General features: G+C 35.9%; 7 protein-coding genes and 1 pseudogene. 4 read left to right on the forward strand and 4 right to left on the reverse strand.

Annotated elements, in window-relative coordinates:
* Nucleotides 1–120 precede the first annotated feature (120 nt).
* The 4 genes from JCM15092_RS11075 to JCM15092_RS11090 are packed head-to-tail and all read right to left on the reverse strand — an operon-like array spanning nucleotide 121 to nucleotide 9,976.
* On the reverse strand, nucleotides 121–2,367 hold the full coding sequence (locus JCM15092_RS11075) for a S9 family peptidase (protein WP_024994723.1): 2,247 nt from the start codon (nucleotides 2,365–2,367) through the stop codon (nucleotides 121–123).
* Between the two features lie 11 nt (nucleotides 2,368–2,378).
* On the reverse strand, nucleotides 2,379–4,790 hold the full coding sequence (locus JCM15092_RS11080; RefSeq protein ID WP_024994724.1) for a glycoside hydrolase family 127 protein: 2,412 nt from the start codon (nucleotides 4,788–4,790) through the stop codon (nucleotides 2,379–2,381).
* Between the two features lie 51 nt (nucleotides 4,791–4,841).
* Nucleotides 4,842–7,241 (reverse strand): family 43 glycosylhydrolase, encoded by a 2,400-nt coding sequence (locus JCM15092_RS11085; protein WP_024994725.1) that lies wholly within the window; start codon nucleotides 7,239–7,241, stop codon nucleotides 4,842–4,844.
* A 23-nt stretch (nucleotides 7,242–7,264) separates the two neighbouring features.
* Entirely contained in the window at nucleotides 7,265–9,976 is a 2,712-nt protein-coding gene (locus JCM15092_RS11090) for a retaining alpha-galactosidase (RefSeq protein WP_024994726.1), read from the reverse strand.
* 481 nt (nucleotides 9,977–10,457) lie between these two features.
* Here JCM15092_RS11090 and JCM15092_RS11095 point away from each other — a divergent pair, with 481 nt between their 5' ends.
* The 4 genes and pseudogenes from JCM15092_RS11095 (at nucleotide 10,458) to JCM15092_RS11110 (ending at nucleotide 19,576) form a co-directional block, all read left to right on the forward strand.
* Nucleotides 10,458–13,790, forward strand: coding sequence for a beta-L-arabinofuranosidase domain-containing protein (locus JCM15092_RS11095; protein WP_024994727.1), 3,333 nt, complete (start codon nucleotides 10,458–10,460; stop codon nucleotides 13,788–13,790).
* A gap of 40 nt (nucleotides 13,791–13,830) precedes the next feature.
* Nucleotides 13,831–16,856, forward strand: a pseudogene (locus tag JCM15092_RS15865) (SusC/RagA family TonB-linked outer membrane protein).
* A gap of 19 nt (nucleotides 16,857–16,875) precedes the next feature.
* Entirely contained in the window at nucleotides 16,876–18,570 is a 1,695-nt protein-coding gene (locus tag JCM15092_RS11105) for a RagB/SusD family nutrient uptake outer membrane protein (RefSeq protein WP_024994728.1), read from the forward strand.
* Nucleotides 18,571–18,577: 7 nt separating this feature from the next.
* Nucleotides 18,578–19,576, forward strand: a complete 999-nt coding sequence (locus tag JCM15092_RS11110) for a DUF4859 domain-containing protein (RefSeq protein ID WP_024994729.1) — start codon at nucleotides 18,578–18,580, stop codon at nucleotides 19,574–19,576.
* The last annotated feature ends 16 nt before the right edge of the window (nucleotides 19,577–19,592 follow it).

The following is a 19,592-nucleotide window of genomic DNA, read 5'->3' on the forward strand; positions in this document are numbered from 1 at the left end:
AAGTTGCGCATTTGTTTTTCTGTCTATAAATTAAAAAAATATGTTCATTATGAATTTGTAATAATTCATAATGAACATAAAAAACTATTTTGTGTATTGACCTATATTACATATAACTTATCAATACCCTATTTCATTCCACTTGGGAGGATTAACCTCGAGAAGATGTTTAACGAAGAAATCATATCTCTTGTGTTCTCCAAAGTTTTCCCCCATAGTATGTCGTGCCCCTGGGATAACAACAAGTTCAAAGTCTTTGTTATTATTAATTAATGCGTTGACAACTTGCATTGTTGATGAGGGATCCACATTATCATCCATTTCTCCGACAACAAGCATCAATGGTCTGCTTAATAGGTGGGCATTCTCAACATTCGAGCATTCTATATATTGATTCCCAATAGGATATCCCATCCATAATTCATTCCACCATATTTTATCCATTCTGTTATCATGGCATCCACAAGCAGAATAAGCAGCCTTGTAAAATTCCGGATATAAAAGTACTGCATTTGTTGACTCTTGTCCTCCAGCCGAGCATCCATAAATACCAACTCGTTCTGAGTCGATATATGAATATTTTTTAGCTGCAGCTTTTATCCATGCAATGTGATCTGGTAATGCAGCGTCTTTAAGATTCTTATAACATACATTTTCAAATTCTCTAGAACGGAAAGAAGTACCCATGCCATCTACCATAACAACAACAAATCCAAGCTCGGCAATAGATGTCATCCACCAGTTATAAGGCATAAATGATTTAGGTACATATTGATCTCCTGGACCTTGATATATGTATTCTATGACAGGATATTTTTTTGATGGGTCAAAGTTGGTTGGACGTACTATCAACCCCCACATATCTGTTTTATTGTCACGGCCTTTTGCAACAAACACTTCAGGTGCTTTCCATCCTTGTTCCAACAACTTGTCTATATTGGCTTTTTCAATAGGCATTACAATTCTTCCATCATTAGCATTACGAAGAACAGTTATGGGTGCATCAGCTACAGTCGAGTAGACATCTACTAGATATTTCATATCTGTTGAGAACCAAGCCTTATGTTGACCTTTGTCAGGAGTAAGGCATATCATATTATTTCCATCAAAATCAATACGATAGTAACGTATAAAATATGGATCTTCATCTTTCTGTACTCCATTAGCTGAGAAATATATATGTTTGTTTTCTTCATCAACTTTTATTACTTCCCTGACATACCATTCACCTTTAGTAATTTGATGAGTGGGCTTACTTTCTTTTCGATCATACATATATAGATGATTCCAATTGTCGCGTTCACTCATCCATATCATCTCCTTACCATTTTTTAAATCATGGCGGAAGTGACGAGTATAATTAACATATTTATCGTGTGCCTCTTCAACTATTGTTCTTACTTTACCTGTTTCTGAAGATAGTTCAAGTACTCTATAAACTTGGTGCCCACGTTGATTGTATTCAAAAGTTATAGCTTTGCTATCATCATTCCATACTGGATAGGATAGGTCATATTGCTGGCTGAACAATTCTGTTGAAGGAATAACTGATTCTCCACTATTTACATCATATATACAAGGAACACGGAAAGGTAGCTCGTCTCCTGGCTTTGCATATTCTTGCTTGTGCAACTTTGGCTGTAATTGGTCCTTTGGAGATGATTCAACATAATATACATATCTCTTATGAACAGGACGGATTTTGCATGATGCAACTTTGCGACTATCTGGTGACCAACTAATATAGACCGAATAGTAGTTACTTAAAGTGCCGTCAATGCTTAATTGTTTTTCTTTACTTGTTGAGATGTTGCGTACATAGATATTATGATTTTTTACAAATGCTACATATTTACCATCCGGAGATGTTACAGGCTCTCCCTCATTTTCATTATCTACTTCCATCCAGTGTTTTTGCTTTGATGGCATAATGACTTTCCCTTTATTGATAAGATTCCCGTTGCGTGAGGTATAGATCCAATTACTGCTGTTGAATATAAAGCGTAAAGTGTCACATCCCTTGCTTACTGCTAAGTTCATTAGATCTAAATTATCAGAATTAACCTCTCTACCTATAGCATCAGATAACTTTTTTGCCAGTTTTTTATGGTTGAATAGGTCTGATTTATTTTTCTTGTTTGCATCAACAAATGTATAAATCTTACCTGCCGGAGTTTTACGGATATACCAAAATGTGTTGGTGCTATCAATCCAACTAGGTGTGACATCAGAGTAATATACATTAGATGCATTGAATTTTTGTCTTAAAGAGTATGCTCTTTTATAATCATCCACAGTACCTTGAGCTAATGATACTGTGGATGTAATAAAGAGAAATGCTGAAAAGAGTAGTTTGTTATTTTTCATTACCTATACTTTTATTTCACTTCCCATTCAAATAGGCCGCATGATGCGTCAGAAGGTTGAGTAACTTCCAGCTTTACAGCTTTAGTAGTTACTGGTGAAAATCTTACAGTGTTTCCAGAACCTTTTTTTACAACATAACTATCAGGTTCTTCCACCTCTCGCCAGTTTCCACCATTGTCCATATAATATATTTTCCATGATTTTGGGATGCGGCATCCTCCCCAAGGAGAGTCATCATACCAATATACAATAGCACTGCTCACTTTTGTTGCTTCAGGAAATTCATAACTAATCCATTCAGTACTTCCTTGTTTTGGCCACCAGTGGTAATATGGAGAAGATGTATCTTTTTCATCTTTTGGTATAAGACGGTCGTTTATAGCTGATATTGATTTTACTTTATGTGATGCATCTATCTTACTTTTTGAGGCTAACGTAGGTGCCATTGTTGCTCGTGAAGCACTCAACTCTTGTGGTATCCATACAGCCATTGCTCCTGAACCTCTATGTGCCCATGCATAGTATGGAATCAATGTAAGTTTTACATCTTTTGCAACTACACGTCCTTCTTTATCATATCCAAGTGTCTGAGCTTTTGTTTCAAGTTGTTTTATTCCGTAAAGCATGTCAGGCTTATTAACTACATCAAATTTGGGGTTACGGTTCATTATGGTACTTAACACGTCAAAATCATTATCGCACCATTCTGCACAATATACTATTGGTCCACGCTCAATAGCAATACGTCCCCTGTCTGCTTCAACATTATTGTTGGCTTTGACAGTACGTGGCTCCATATCAAAATGCACATTCACTTTATCGCCCTTTTTCCATTTACGGTTAATAGACACATAGCCATTCTTTATATTTGCTTTGTAATCTATATCATAACCGTTTACACTGACTTTGTAACTAGGTCTGAAATCATCGCTGTATGAATATAGATCACTTGGTACAACATTATTTTGTGCCCATCCCGGTATACGAATTTTTAATGTAAATTCTTTTGCACTGTTATTATCAATGTTGAGTGTTATATCACCATTCCATGGATAGCTTGTCTTTTGTGAGATAGTTACATTTTTACCATTAACCTTAAGATTAGCTGTATTTGACATGAATAGATTAACATATAAATCTTTCCCTTTTGTTGCATATATATAACCAGGCAGAGAAGGAATAAATCGGCAAATGTTAGAAGGGCAACAAGCACATCCAAACCAAGGTTGACGTTGATGTTGGCCTATACTTTCTAAAGGATTAGGATAGAAAAATCCACCGCCATCAAGAGATACTCCAGAAATTAGTCCGTTATATAGTGTACGCTCTAATACATCGTAATATTTGCTTTCACCATGTAATAAGAAAAGTCTGTAGTTCATATATACATTACCAATAGCAGCACATGTTTCACAATAAGCAGACATATTCGGTAATTCATAATTCTTTCCAAATGCTTCTCCATTGTTAGTTGCACCGATACCACCGGTGATATAATATTTTTTAGAAACGATGTTATCCCAAATGCGGTCAATAGCTTTTATATATGAGGAATCCCCTGTGAGTGCAGCAACATCAGCCATACCTGAATACATATAAGCAGCACGTACAGCATGACCTACAGCTTCATCCTGTTCAATGACAGGTTTGTGCGCCTGGCTATATTCATCCGTTCTTGATGTGTATCCTCTTTTGTCGAGAAAGAACTTAGCTTGATTCAGGTACTTTTTATCTCCTGTCACAAGAAATAATTTAGCAAGAGCCATCTCTGCAATCTGATGTCCTGGTACTTTTATCTCCTGTCCTGCATTTGGCCCTATTTCACGGCATACGCAATCAGCATATTTTATAGCTATATTGAGAAAGTTTTGTTTACCTGTAGCTTGGTAGTGAGCAATAGCTCCCTCAACCATATGTCCCAGATTATAAAATTCATGGCTCAGCTCTTCTACCTTTTCCCAACGCTTGCTACCTGCCCATTCATGAGGATGTTTTGGATTCATAGTACGGCTTGTATATAAATAGCCATCAGGCTCCTGAGCAGCTGCTACTATAGTCAATACGCTGTCTATATACTTTACTAATTTTTTATCAGGATATGTTTGAAGTGAGTAGCTGGCACCCTCTATAGTTTTGTATACGTCCGTATCATCAAAAGCGAGCCCGCCTACTTTTATTGTATCTGACGGATTTGCTGCATTTACAAAATTCTGGTAACGTCCTGTCTCTTCACACTTGCTGAATGCTAGAGGTATTGTTACTTCACGGCTAGCCTTAAGTCTTTGTCCCCAAAATGAATCGGTCACCTTTACTGATGTAAAAGATACCGGGTTAATAGGATAACCGTGTGATTGTGTTTTTACTTGAGCATTGCTACCTATAAAAGCAGTAGCAATTAATGTTGTAAGTAATAGCTTTTTCATGGTTAATTATTTAATTGAATTATTTACAAGTTTATTAAAATATAGTATACTTCATTTATATGGGATATATTCATCCCATAGCTTTATTGAATGAACATAGCCATTAAAAGGCCAGTCTCCTTCAGCATTAAGTCCTAAAGTTATGTACTGAGATGGTTTTACTATTATTTGTATGTCCTTTTCGCTGATCTTTTCCCCATTGATATATACTTTTTCAATTCTTCCGTCGAAACAGACATAAATGTGTTGCCATTTCCCTTCAAAACGTTTAGCATCTTTACTACCGGCATCTTCATACCATCCATAGTGATTTAAGAAACCACATCTAGGTTCTGTTCCGTTTACTAACATTATCTTTTCCAACTCATCATGAGAAGAGGTAAAATCGGCTACACATTCATTTAGTTCCATTTCGGGATTCAATATCCATGCTTCCAAAGTGTATGAAGAATTATTCATTATGCTGTTTGAAAGTGCAAAGTCAGAGCGGAATATCTGCTCTCCATCGAAATGAAATGCTTTCTTTCCATCTTTTGTTTCTACCATTGCAGGCTTTTTATTAGCGATGAATGTACCTCTATTTACCTTATTAGGTATGTAAGCCACTGTATCACCATTATTAAAATCATTGGCGGACAAATCAACAATCAGTCTTTTTTTCAAATTATTATCTTTAGGTGTATGTACAATATCATTTGTTTGGTCAAACACCTTTTCTGATTCATAAAGTAAATGGTTGTAGTAGCGTAAATTAGTTATAGTAAGCTCTCTATCTTTACTCTTAATAGTTATCTTGCCTTTCGATAAATACTGTTCCATATCTATTGGTACCCATTTACCATTTTCATAGTTTAGAGCACTTATTGTGTGCTCTTTGTCAGGAGATAACTGGTCATTACAATATACAAGCGTACTGCCTGGCTCAAGGACTAAGCCATATTTCCCATCAATTCGCTTAATAGTAGCATTACCCTCTTGCAAGGTAAATGAACCACCTAACATTCCTCCATTATTTTTCCATTCAATACCATTCCAATCTGTAGCTGATAAGCCAAGCCATAGCTGAGGAGAACTATTCTCCACTGTACTGAATACTTTTATATTCCATATAGCACACGGAAAACCATTTTTCTGTCCGCCGGTTCCACTAATTCTAATGAATCTAGCTTTACATTTTCCAAAGTCTACCATGGGACTACCCGCAAGCATGTTATCTCTTTTATCTGCAAATATATCCCATTTTTCCCCGTCGACAGAGGTCCCAATTACATATTGGTAATATGATGTACCATACTCAAATTGAGTCCATATAGTACGTATTTCTCTATTTTTACCTAAATCTATTTCTAACCATTCCTGCCCATCTGTACGTGGACGCCATAGTGTGCCATTATTATTATCAACGGCATATTCCGGGCGGAAATCTTTATCGTAAAAAGATGAAGCTCTGACTTTACATCCCAAAGCAATATTTTCTGAGTTTACGGTAGCTTTAGCTAGAGCTCCAATACCATCATGAGTAGGAGCAATCTTATTTATTGTTCCATCAGCATTAAATATAAGCTTATCGGCACAAATCTGACGATGAAATCCACGATTTGAGTGTGGATTGTCATGACGATGGTAAATAATATAGTAATCATTTCCCTCTTGTAAAACGCTATGATGTCCAGGGCCATGTATAGTACCATCTGCTGTGGTTTCAAGAATACATCCTTGATATTTGTAGGGACCTAATGGTTTATCAGATGTAGCATATTGTACTCTGTATGTATTATCATGACATGATCCCGATGAGTACATGAAATAGTATATACCATTACGTTTTAATACAAATGGTGCTTCAAAAAAGTCTGTTGCCTCTGTATTAGGTATCAGACGTGTCTCTGCAAAAGTTTTCATGTCCGGGTTTAGCTTTCCTGCACCACAACCAAATCCTTTATAAATGCCCCAAGTACCCCAATAAAGATAAACAGAACCATCATCGTCAACAAAAGTCTGCCCGTCAAGAGTTATTGCATTCTTGACAAAACGATCAGGAACGAGAACTGCTTCACTTTCTCCAAGTATATTTTTCCAAGGACCACGTGGAGTGTCACTAACCCCACAATGTATTATGCATGGCTGACAATAAAATAAATAAAATTTGCCATTCTTCTTGTCTTGCATAACGTCAGGAGCCCATATCCAATGGCTGTCAGGCCAGTTCATTGGCATAAGTGTCCAATTGACAAAATCTTTGCTACTCCAAACCTGAGCTGGGCCAAATCCGGCACCACTTCCATCAGTTGTAGCATATAGATAATATGTGTCACCGAACTTCTTTATTGTCGGGTCGGCAAAATATCCTGGAAGAATAGGGTTCCCGGTATTTTGCGCATTATAATCTTTTTGCGCGTATATATTCTTAGCAAGAAATAGTATAAAAAGTAGGAATGCTATTTTTTTCATGATTTAATTAAATTTAGTAGGCTTTATCTCTCTATCTTATTATAAAGGGGTATCTCAATTTCATAAAAGTACTCTTTGAGCAACTTATATAAATCCGGGTCGTAAGAGTATAATTTAGAACGGCGATTAACCCAATTGTGTATGCCGTTTGTTGGTATAGCTACCCTATTACAGTTAAAGAAGGATTGCACTCCTTCTGCAAAGTACTCCTCTTTATTTGATATTGCATAAGTATTCTTCCATAGACCTTTTTCTTGTGCTGATTTCCATAGGTTCTCCAATCGGTTATTGAAGTCCGGTTCTATTTTACATATTCCTTCCATATGAATAAGATGAGCAAGCTCATGTATGAAAATATTTTCTCCTACATATTTATCATCCTGTAGTGCCAATATATTTTCTTCCCCACAGCTTGCGGACTTAGCATCCTCTGGTGCACCTCCAAATCCACGTGCTCTTTTGTTCCAGTATTTAATGTTTTCAGGACTATTGCAAATATGAGCAAATTCAGGAATATCACAAGTCTCTTCATTACGGCCGATAATCATTGCGTGGCATCTTTTATTTATCATAGCTTGCTTTATATCATGGCGCTTAGCCAGCATCAAAGAGATAATCTCGCATGCTTTTGTCAATGCTTTATCATCAACAGATGCAGACGATGTAACATAAAGACCTTCCGAGTCGATATACTTTTTATAGAATTTATCAATGTTTTTCCCTGAAGGTATTTCCGTTACCTCTCCGACCTTAGGAGCATACTCTATTTTCATTGCAAATCCACCTCCCGAAGCAAGTTCAATAATCTTTTTACTTTTTGAAGTGACACTAAACTTATCTACTGCATAATCCTCTGCTTGTTTTGACGAATTGATTCCATCTTTGAAGAGAGTAACATTATAATTACTACCATTTTCAAGGAAAGAGAAGTCAATAGTCACATCACGTTTATCCCAATTTGTAACTCCTGCTACATACCAGTTAATATCCTTTTTTCGAGCTGTTACTATGTACTTGCCTAATTCACCGCTGAGTATTTTAGTAGAATCGACTTCATTAGTTATAGATGTTATAAAGTCTACACACTCCTGCTCTTTAATATAGTTTGTTGGAGCATCACATAGCATTGTAAATGGAGAGTCATGAATGATATAAGATGCCAGTTGATGACATCTGGTTCCCATGCTCATCGGGTTATAGTATATAGCTTTCCAATCATTAATTGTTGCATTGCGCATAGCTCCTGGAGTATAATCTACAGGACCTGCCATCATACGGATGAATGGGAATGTAACGTCATAAAGAGGCATATTATTTTTAATGTCTGTCCATTTAACCTCTTCCATACCGAATAGACTTTCGAAGTTAATTATGTTAGGATAAGTTCTATTCAGTCCTGTTGGTTTGTAAATTCCATGCAAATCAAGGAATAACTTATGCTTAGCTGTAGCTTCTGCAATACGATATACCATTTCAACAGCCTGTTGGTCATCTCTGTCAAGGAAGTCGACCTTAAATCCCTTTATCCCCATTTGGGAATACTTTATGCAGGCTTCTTCAAGTTGTGAATCAAGAACATTAAATACTGTCCATAAGACAATCCCTACGCCTCTATCTTTGCCATATCTAATAAGCTCTTCTAAATCTAATTCAGGGATAACTTTGAGCATATCTCCACTTTTAGGATTATACCAACCTTCATCCAAAACAACATATTCAATTCCGTTCTTTGAGGCAAAATCAATATAGAATTTATATGTCTCCATATTTATGCCGGCTTTAAAATCAACACCTTTCAAATTCCAGTCATTCCACCAATCCCAGGCTACTTTTCCTGCTTTTATCCATGATGTATCACCAATGCGATTGGGTGGTGCTAAAGAATATACTAGGTTGTTGACAGGCATTTGTTTGTCATCTGTAGTGATTGCTAAGATCCTCCAAGGGAAGAGCCTTGGACCTTTTGATTGTGCAATATAGTTATGAGTATTTGTCACATATTCCTGATGTCTCCATGGGTAGAAATCTGTTTTCGATGGATACTTGGCGAAAACTCCATTTAGACTTAATGAGTTGGTATCGGCTTTTACGAACATACCTGGATAGCTTTCCAAATCAGATTCAAGAATGGTCATTTTAATACCTTTCCCACAATCAACTGTTACAGGAAGGAATGCAAGTTTGGATTCAGCCTTTGATAATGGCGTATTGTGATAAACATTTTGGAAAGCCATTGCATACTCATTTTTACTGTTTGTAGAGTAGGGGAGCCAAGCAATATAATCTGAATGGAAATTAAATTGTGCTATCTCATCTTTAACAATATATTGATCATTGCGAGTTGTATATAATCTATATGCTACACCATCATTATATACTCTGAATACTATTCCTTTTTTATTGTTAAGTGTAAAATCTATCTCATTACACTCTGATTTAATTGTTTTGAAGCGATATAAAACAGCTTCTGTACTCTCAGATATCCTTTTCTTTCTTATTTTATTGATTTTTACATGATTCTCAGTTTCGTTTTCGAAACAAAGACTTATTATGGATGGATTCAATAAAATCTCTTTCCCATATTTAATACAATAAGAGAATGAAGATCCATCATTAATCGCTACATTGATTCTTTTATCTGGAGATGAAATAATATACCTTTTTGCATCGATGTTGTTAGTAACAAACAATAACAGAACAAAAAATAACAAAGAGAGAAGATAGTGTTTTTTCATATTTCAATAAAGTTTTGACATTGCAAAGAAAAAGAAAACTATCTGCAAAAAGTGGAGTAATAGTATATAGTAATGATAAAATAGTCCAAATCTGTTTGCATTGATAAAATTATAAGAATTAGTACAAACTGTGGTTTTATAGCAAATAACAATCGTTTTGCAATTTAACTAATGCTTTAAAATTCCTAATACTCATTTTTTTATGCAACGATAGTCCTAGGGGATAAAAAGAAAGTCTAAAAAGATTATATAATTCTTCTTTTCATCGATAATTTGATTTTTATTTTTCTATTGCTTGCCTATACTATTCTTTTAGTCAAATATATTTTTTTGCTATCCTTTCTTTTAAAGATGGGGTTTATTTGCAATGTTGTTATTTGACTTTATATAAATCTATTGAATTTCAGATTCCAACAAATTAATCTATAAAAAAAAGTGTCTTGATAAATGACACGTTTGAGCATAATATAAAAATGTTGAAATGAGTAAATTTTTCTCTTTGTTAGCAGCATGTCTGTATTTATCTTTTTCTAGTAACCTATCTGCTTCAGGTAGAATTGAAATAGTAAACAAATCTACCTCAATTGTCGATAATGGTACAAGAGTAATTAGTTATGTCAATCCCATATCTGTAAAAACTCCATTAGGAACAGTCCCGAGATTGCCTTATCAAGTATGGGTAACCTATTCCGATGGAAAATCTGAATATCGACAGACAAAATGGATGAATTATAATCTTGATACAGAAAAGCGACAGGCTGATCCTTCCCAATATCCTATTGGAAGTAAATATGTCATAAAAGGATATGTCATAGGTGATAATAGTACAGATAATGGTTATCCTATCAGTGCAGATATTGAAGTTGTTGGAAAAGGTTATAATTCACTTTCTAATGTTGTTAAAGCAAAATCTGTCCCTTTGACTTATGTACATATAAATGGTGATAATCGTTTGACTTCCAATAGAGATTTAGCTATTAATGAGATAATAAGTTGGGATGTTACACAACAATTATATAATTATCGTGACACTTATGGGTTAAGTACAGAAGGGTATAAACGTGCTGATGGCTGGGATTCACCTGATATAAAATTAAAAGGGCATGGATCGGGGCACTATATGTCTGCCTTGGCTTTAGCCTATGCTTCTGCCACTATACCTGCTCAAAAAGATGCTTTACGCAAAAATATTGCTCGCATGGTCAATGAATTGCGTGAATGTCAAGAGAGGACATTTGTATGGAGTAAAGAATTAAATAGATATTATGAGGCGAGAGATTTTGCTCCTGAAGAAGAATTGAAAGAGATGAAAGGTACTTGGGAGGCTTTTGATAACCATAAGAAAGAGTGGAAAAAATATGGTTATGGTTACTTGAACGCAATCCCGGCTCATCACCCGGCTCTAATAGAGATGTATCGTGCCTATAATAATTCAGATTGGGTTTGGGCACCATATTATTCAATTCATAAACAGTTAGCTGGACTTATTGATATTGCTACATACATAGATGATAAGGATATCGCATCAAAAGCTCTTCTTATTGCAAAAGATATGGGATTATGGGTTTGGAATAGAATGCATTATAGAACATATGTCAATAAAGAAGGTACTCAGGAAGAGAGAAGATCACGTCCTGGTAACAGATATGAGATGTGGAATATGTACATAGCCGGAGAAGTTGGTGGTATTGGTGAGTCGTTAGCAAGATTATCCGAGATGGTCTCTGACTCAGAAGAGAAATCACGTCTTATAGAAGCTTCAAACTATTTTGATAGTCCGGCTTTCTTCAATCCTTTATCTAAGAACATAGATGATATACGTACTCGTCATGCAAATCAGCATATACCTATGATTGTTGCTGCTCTGAGAAGTTATATAACTAATAATGATCCTTCTTACTATAATCTATCTGAAAACTTTTGGAATCTTATTCAGGGAAGATATCGTTATGCTACCGGTGGAGTTGGTAATGGTGAGATGTTCAGACAACCATATACTCAAATGTTGAGTATGGTGATGAATGGAGTCTCTGAAGGAGAAAGTAATTCTAACCCATATATTAACGAGACTTGCTGTGCTTATAATCTACTAAAACTTACTAAGGAGTTGAACTGCTTTAATCCGGATGATGCACGCTATATGGATTACTATGAACGTACATTATATAACCAGATTGTTGGTTCCTTAAATCCTAAACATTATCAGACAACATATCAGTATGCAGTAGGACTAAATGCATCTAAACCATGGGGTAATGAGAATCCTCAATCTACTTGTTGCGGAGGCACCGGTTCTGAAAACCACGTAAAATATCAAGAAGCCACATATTTTGTTTCTGATAATTCTTTATGGGTAGCACTCTATATGCCTACTTCTCTGAATTGGAAGGAAAAAGGGATAAAAATCCAGCAAGATTGTTTATGGCCTGCAGAGAGTTCAAAAATAACAATTGTAGAAGGTAGTGGTGAATTTACAATGAAACTACGTGTGCCATATTGGGCAACTGAAGGATTTGAGGTGAAAGTAAATGGTAAATCTACTGGAGAAAAATACCAACCTTGCTCATATGCAGTGCTACCAAATAAATATTGGAAGAAAGGAGACATTGTAGAAGTTGTGATGCCATTTACTAAGCACATAGATTATGGAGCAGATAAGCTGCCGGCAGAGATTGCGCATAAGGATGGAGCAGAACCGGAAAGTGCTTGGCTTGGTACTTTGATGTATGGCCCTTTGGCTATGACTGCTACCGATGTAACAAATTGGAAAGAGGCTACTCTTAATATAGATTCAAATCTAGCTACAGTAACAGTAGGTAAACCAAGTGCTGCAGAAGGTACTGAAGGGAGCTTATATACCTTATTCCAAGGTGGCCATCTCTTCCAACCAGACTATTATAGACATGATCACTCAACTCATTATTTTAGAATCAACAACGTAAGTGACCCTACTTTTGAACTGAAGAGGGCTCTATCTGAAAAGATAAATGAGCTAAGCGCTTTCTCTGATAAGAATTATACCAAGAAGAGTTTTCAGAATCTGAAGATAGAGAAGAGAAAAGCAGAAAAACTAGTTAAGGACTCTTCAGTTACAGTTACTGATATTTCATCAGCTATAGATAATATAAATATGGCTGTTGAAGGATTGAAATCAAATAAACTCAATAGTGACGACTTAAGATGTAAAATAGATGAGGCGCAGACTTATGATGCTAAATTATATACACAGAATAGCTACCAAGAGCTACACTCTGTTATTGTGACCTCTCAGAATTTATTAAGCAAGAGTAATAGTCAGAAAGATTTAGATCGTCAGTCTTTCCTATTAAAGAAGAGTATAGATGCATTAGTATTAGCAAACAGTGTAGATAAAAATGAATTAAGTCAACTGATTAAAGTTGCTGCAGAGCGCAAAGTCGCTCAGGAAAAATGGAACGCATTAGAGGCTAAGGTACCTGAATACGCACCATGGGCAAAACATGGATTTGATAGGATGGCATATGCATTATATGAGGCTGAGAGAGGATGCAGTAATGTTGATAAGAACTATTCTCAAGTTGAGATTAATACTCTATTATCAAATCTAAACTCAGCAATAAATACAATGCGTCCAGGGAATTTACCTGAAATGGAAGATATCCGTCCATTAGCAGGCATGTTAAGAAGGGCAGGAAATGTAACAGAATCTACCAGTAGTGAATTAAAAACAGCTATACAGTATTCTGAGATGGTCATCAAATATGTTGCAGATGGAAGTGGTACTCATGATATGATTCAGAGTGCAATAGATAGGCTTAGATTAGCCATGAAATAATGAAAAGTTCTAATTAAAAACCTTTATAAAAAAACAAATTATGAAATCACACTTAAGACGAGCATTGTTTGGTAAAACATTGCTAAAGGCTACAACCTGTCTTTTTATAACTGGAAATTTAGGCATTAGCCTGCATTTGCAGTTTCAGAAGCGCCAGGGGAATTTAGTACTGAGACAGTCCAGCAGAAAGCTGTGATAGTTAAAGGAAAAGTTAAAGACAAATCAGGTGAGGCTATTATTGGTGCCAACATTATGGAAAAGGGGACCACTAATGGTACAATTACTGATATTGACGGTAATTTTACTTTGAAAGTAAATAGCTCAAAATCTATTTTAACAGTCTCTTTTATTGGCTACAAATCGCAAGAGGTTATTGCAGCAAATGCTAAAGACATTACTATGTCCGATGATTCAGAATTGATTGATGAAGTTGTTGTAATAGGTTATGGTACTCAGAGAAAAGGAGATGTTACAAGTGCTATTTCAAGTGTAAAAAGTGAAGACTTTTTAGCCGGTAACTATAATAATGCAGGTGAGTTGTTGAAAGGTAAAGTTGCCGGTCTAACAATTACCAAACCTTCAGGTGACCCTGGAGCGGGAACCGAAATCAGTCTCCGTGGTATCGTTTCAGTTTCGGGAAATGCTTCTCCGCTTGTTCTCATTGATGGAGTTCCTGGCGATATGGGTACTGTACCTCCAGAAAACATTGCTTCAATAGATGTTTTGAAAGATGCTTCGGCAGCTGCAATCTATGGTACCCGTGGTGCTGGTGGCGTTATTTTGATTACAACAAAAACAGGTGCACGTGAACAAAAAGCTGTTGCAACCTATGCAGGATATGCTTCTTTCTCAAATTGGGCTAAGGAAGCTGATTTTATGACCTCAGAAGATATCCGTGCCGGAAAAACTCAATATAATGATGAGGGCTATGACACAGATTGGCTCGATGCAGTAAGCCGTACAGCCATTACTCATAATCATAGTTTTACTATTCAAGGAGGATCGGCATCAACAACATATTATGGAAATGTCTCTTATCGTAATGCACAAGGTGTAATGAAGAAAACCGGTAATGAGGATCTTAGCATGTCATTTGATGTTAGTCATTGGATGTTCAACAATATGTTGAAAGTAAGCTTGAATATCGTTACTGACAATTACAAATATGAAATAAACGATGCGGCTTATATCTACCGACAGGCTGTTATACGTAATCCGACTTCTCCTATATGGAATGAAGATGGATCATATGCAGAACGTTCTCTTTTGCAATATTATAATCCAATATCTCTTCAAAAAGAGAATACCGGTGAGGCTAAGTCACAGACTAACCGTATGACTGGAAATATTACATTTACTCCTATAAAAGGATGGGATACTAACCTTATGATTGCTAGTCATAGAACAACTGGAAAATCGGGGTCTTATAATACCAAATATCATACAACAACAGCAATAAACAATTATACAGGCGAGGCGTCATTGAATGACAATTATGATCGTACAGATTATCTTGAATTAACTTCAAAATACCATACTACATTTGCTGATAAACATCGTTTTGAGGGAATGGTAGGTTATAGCTGGTCAGAAAGTACTTATGAATCAGCAGGAATGTGGAATGCTAATTTCCCAACTGACTATTTTGGATATAATAATATGGATTCAGGAGCCTATTTAAAGGATGGAAAAGCTTCTATGTCTAGTTATAAGTCTGAATCTTCTTTGGTTGGTACTTTTGCTCGTATTAGCTATGGCTTTGATAACCGTTATAATATTCTTGCTTCTATTCGCTATGAAGGTTCTTCAAAATTTGGTGATAACAATAAGTGGGGAGCTTTCCCTTCTGTCTCTTTAGGATGGAATATAATGAATGAAGAGTTCATGAAACCTACTGGTAAGTGGTTGAACAATTTAAAACTTCGTGCTGGTTATGGTGTAACAGGTGTTATTCCTTCATCTCCATATCAATCAATAGTAAGATATACTTATTCAGGCGGTAATTATTATCGTAATGGAAAATGGAGCAAAGGATTAAAGGCTGTATCAAATGCTAATCCTGATTTGAAATGGGAAATAGCTAAAGAGTTTAATGTTGGTTTGGATTGGGGAGTATTAAATGACCGCTTAGGAGGTACTATTGATTTCTATATTAAGAATACTTCCGATATGTTATATGAATATGCTGTACCAAGCCCTCCAAATTTATATACATCTACATTGGCGAATGTTGGAAAAATGCGTAATACAGGTATAGAGGTTATGGTACGTGCTCTTCCTATTAAGACAAAGGATTTTGAGTGGAATACTACATTGACAATGCAGCATAATGCCAATAAGCTTGTTAGCTTATCAAATGACTTATATCAGACAGAAAATATCATTTGGTTGACAGGTGTTGGCGATCCTGTATCTCAGTATACACATAAAGTTGAAGTTGGAAAGAGCTTTGGAGAGATATACTCTCTTAAGGCTGTAGGTGTTTCAGAAAAAACAGGTCTTTTCTTAATAGAAAATCCTGAAACTGGTCAAGCAGCAGAATTCTATCAAGAGATGCGTAATGACCGTGATAACTGGTATCAACGTATGGGTAATGGTATTCCTAAAATTTCAATGGGTTGGAATAATACATTTAATTATAAGAATTTTGACTTGGTTATGCAGTTCACCGGACAATTCGGATTTAAGATTATTAATCAACAACGTGTTTTTTATGAAAACAATGCACATGCATACAATAAACTTAAATCAGCAGCTGATGCTATAGGTGGTATCCGTCCATTATCGGCTCAGCAGTCACAAGCTGTAACCAGTTACTATATTGAAGATGGAGATTACTTGAAGCTTACAAACATGACATTGGGTTACACATATAATTTAAAGGAGAACCCTTATCTGAAGAGCATTCGTCTTTATGGTAGTGTGGATAACTTATTTACAATTACTAAATATAAAGGAACAGATCCTGAGTTAGGCAGTAATAATTTCTGGTATGCAGGAGTTGACGACCGTGACAAGTACCCTACAGTGCGTTCATTTACAGTGGGTTTGAATGTAACTTTTTAATATAATAAAGAATATAATTATGAAATATAATACTATACTTAAGAAAACTGCCTTAGGCATGTTGTTTGTCAGTTCAATAGTACTAGGAAGCTGTACAGATTTGGACGAAACATTGTATAGCGAGCTCCCTGGTGATGGAAGTTATAAATTTACAGAAACAGAAATTGCAGCTCAATATGGTGTTATCTACGACCGTTTACGTGATATGTATGATGGTTGGGAAGGATATATGGATATTAGTCAGGAGTGTGGTGACTTGATAATGACTCCTTATCGTACTTATGGTGGTTGGGGTGCTCAATATGTGTCATTGCATAAGCATGAATTTCATCCTACAATAAATCATCTATATCGTCCATGGTATTCATGTTATCAAGGAATTAACTCTTGTAACCAGTTACTTGACGACGAAGTTATCAGCAGTAATGACGTTGCTGTAGCTGAGTTGCGCACATTCCGTGCTCTCTTCTACTATGTATTGTTCGATTTGTATCGTAACATCCCTGTTACAACTACTTTAAAAGTGCCTTCTGACTATATGCCAGAACAGGAAACTCCTCAGTTTACTTATGATTTTATAGTTAAAGAGCTAGAGGAATCAAAACCATTACTTACCAAAGTGGTTGAGAAAGGACAGCTCAATTATTATGGTGCATGTATGTTGTTGGCAAAGATGTATTTAAATCATGATGCTTGGTTGCCAGAGAGTCCAAATAATCAATATTATGGGTTAGCTATTGAGCAGGTAAATGAAGTGATAAATAGCGGCGTTTATACTTTGGCAGAAAATTACAGAGAGCCATTCTCGGTAGCAGGTAGCAAAGAAAACATCTTTGAGTTGATGTATAATAATAAGTATGCAGGTCATGGTACCAACCATTTTTGTAAATGGTTCCCTGCTGTCTGCAAGGATGTTTTCGGAGTCTCTTTTGATCCATGGAATGGTAGTGCATGTATACCTCAGTTCTTCTATAGTTACGATGATGATGACAGCCGTAAAGCTGACACTTGGAAATGGGGCGTTCAACGTGACCAACAAGGAAATATTCTCTATGCCGATGGTAAAGAGGTAAACCTTACTCCTGAAGTGTGGGCTATAGAGAAGCCGGGAGCAGGAGACTACCAGGGTGCTAGATTATGGTTGTATGAAATTCAACCGGGAAATATTGGTACTAGTGACGATAATGTTCCTTTCTTCCGTTTAACAGATGCATACCTAATCAAGGCTGAATGTCTGCTTCGTCTAGGAGGATATAAAGGTGAAACAGAGCAAGATGCTGCTGATATTGTTACTATGATTCGTAGAAGAGCATTTAAGAAAAATCCGGAAAAGGCTGTTCGTACTGTAGCTCAGTTGAAGGGTGGAAGTGTATATGATTATGGATTGAGAGAGACCCAAGGAACACTTGACGCTGACAAGAATATTACTAATGTTGAGATTATTGAAACTCATGAGGGTGGAGATGATATTATTCTTGGTGGATTACTTGATGAATTAGCATGGGAATTTGTTTACGAACATCATCGTCGTCAAGACTTAATTCGCTTTAAGATGACTAATGGATGTAATGTGTTTAATGGTAAATCATGGTTTGGTAAGAGCGCTAATACAGATCCAAATGATCGCCATAAGGATATATTCCCAATTTTACAAGATAACTTGGATGCAAATCCAAAATTAAAACAGAATCCTGGTTATAATAAATCTAAATGACAGAATCATGAAAAATAAACTAATATATACACTGATGATGTGCGGCCTATTATTTATGGCAACTGCATGCAGTGAAGATTATTCTGATGCAACAAGTATGCATGTTTATGGTCCGGATGAAAATCCACCTGTTAAGACTGACGAAAATGGAACAGTAGTAAGTTCTTTTGATAAGAAAGCAGGTGACCCTGTTCCTGCTAAAGTCAATGTTCAACAATATGAAGAAATTGTAAAGCAACAGCTTAATATGTCGGTGGACGAATTAATTACAGCAATAGATAATGGAAAAGTGGCTGTATGTCCTATAAATGTTTCTCGTAATGTTTGGAATAAAACAAAACCAAATGTAGAGGGTAAGAAATATGCTTGGTACATAAACAAGAATGGAAATGTTTGTGAAGCAGGAGATGAATCTCTATATGGAATCATAGAATTTGATAAGGATAACAAATGCTTTAACTTCTATCCTGACGAAAATGCTGGTGGAGCTGTTTCTGTGGAGATTGGTTTTGCTTTAGAAGGACCAAACTATAATACTGCAGTTCGATTCGTAATGGCTATGACTGTATTTGATAAGAGTTTTGTTATTCAAGATGTAACAATACCTGCAGGTGACTATAATGCTTATTCTTTGTCACTAGAGAGTGTAGCTGATAATATAAATTATGTATTTGGTAAGACACCAGCTGAGTTGGTTACTGCTTTATCTGATGGAACTATTAAAATATATATGATGAAACTAGATACTAATTCATATGTATGGGATGGAAAATCTACTGCAAATAATGGTGGCTATTGGTGTAATTCAAATAACGGAATATGTAATTGGGGTGATGAAGGTTTTGCTTTCTTTATAGAACCATGGTTAGAAGATAGCCCTGCATGTTTGGCTATTGGACGTGCTCCTGGTATAGCATCAGGAACTAATATGCCGATTAAATTTGGTCTGGCTACACCTGATAAACTTAAATCAATGTCGTTCATTTTAAATGTAACTTTTGAATAAAAAAGTGGTATTGTCT

The organism is Phocaeicola paurosaccharolyticus JCM 15092 (assembly GCF_000613805.1).
GTDB classification, from domain to species: domain Bacteria; phylum Bacteroidota; class Bacteroidia; order Bacteroidales; family Bacteroidaceae; genus Phocaeicola; species Phocaeicola paurosaccharolyticus.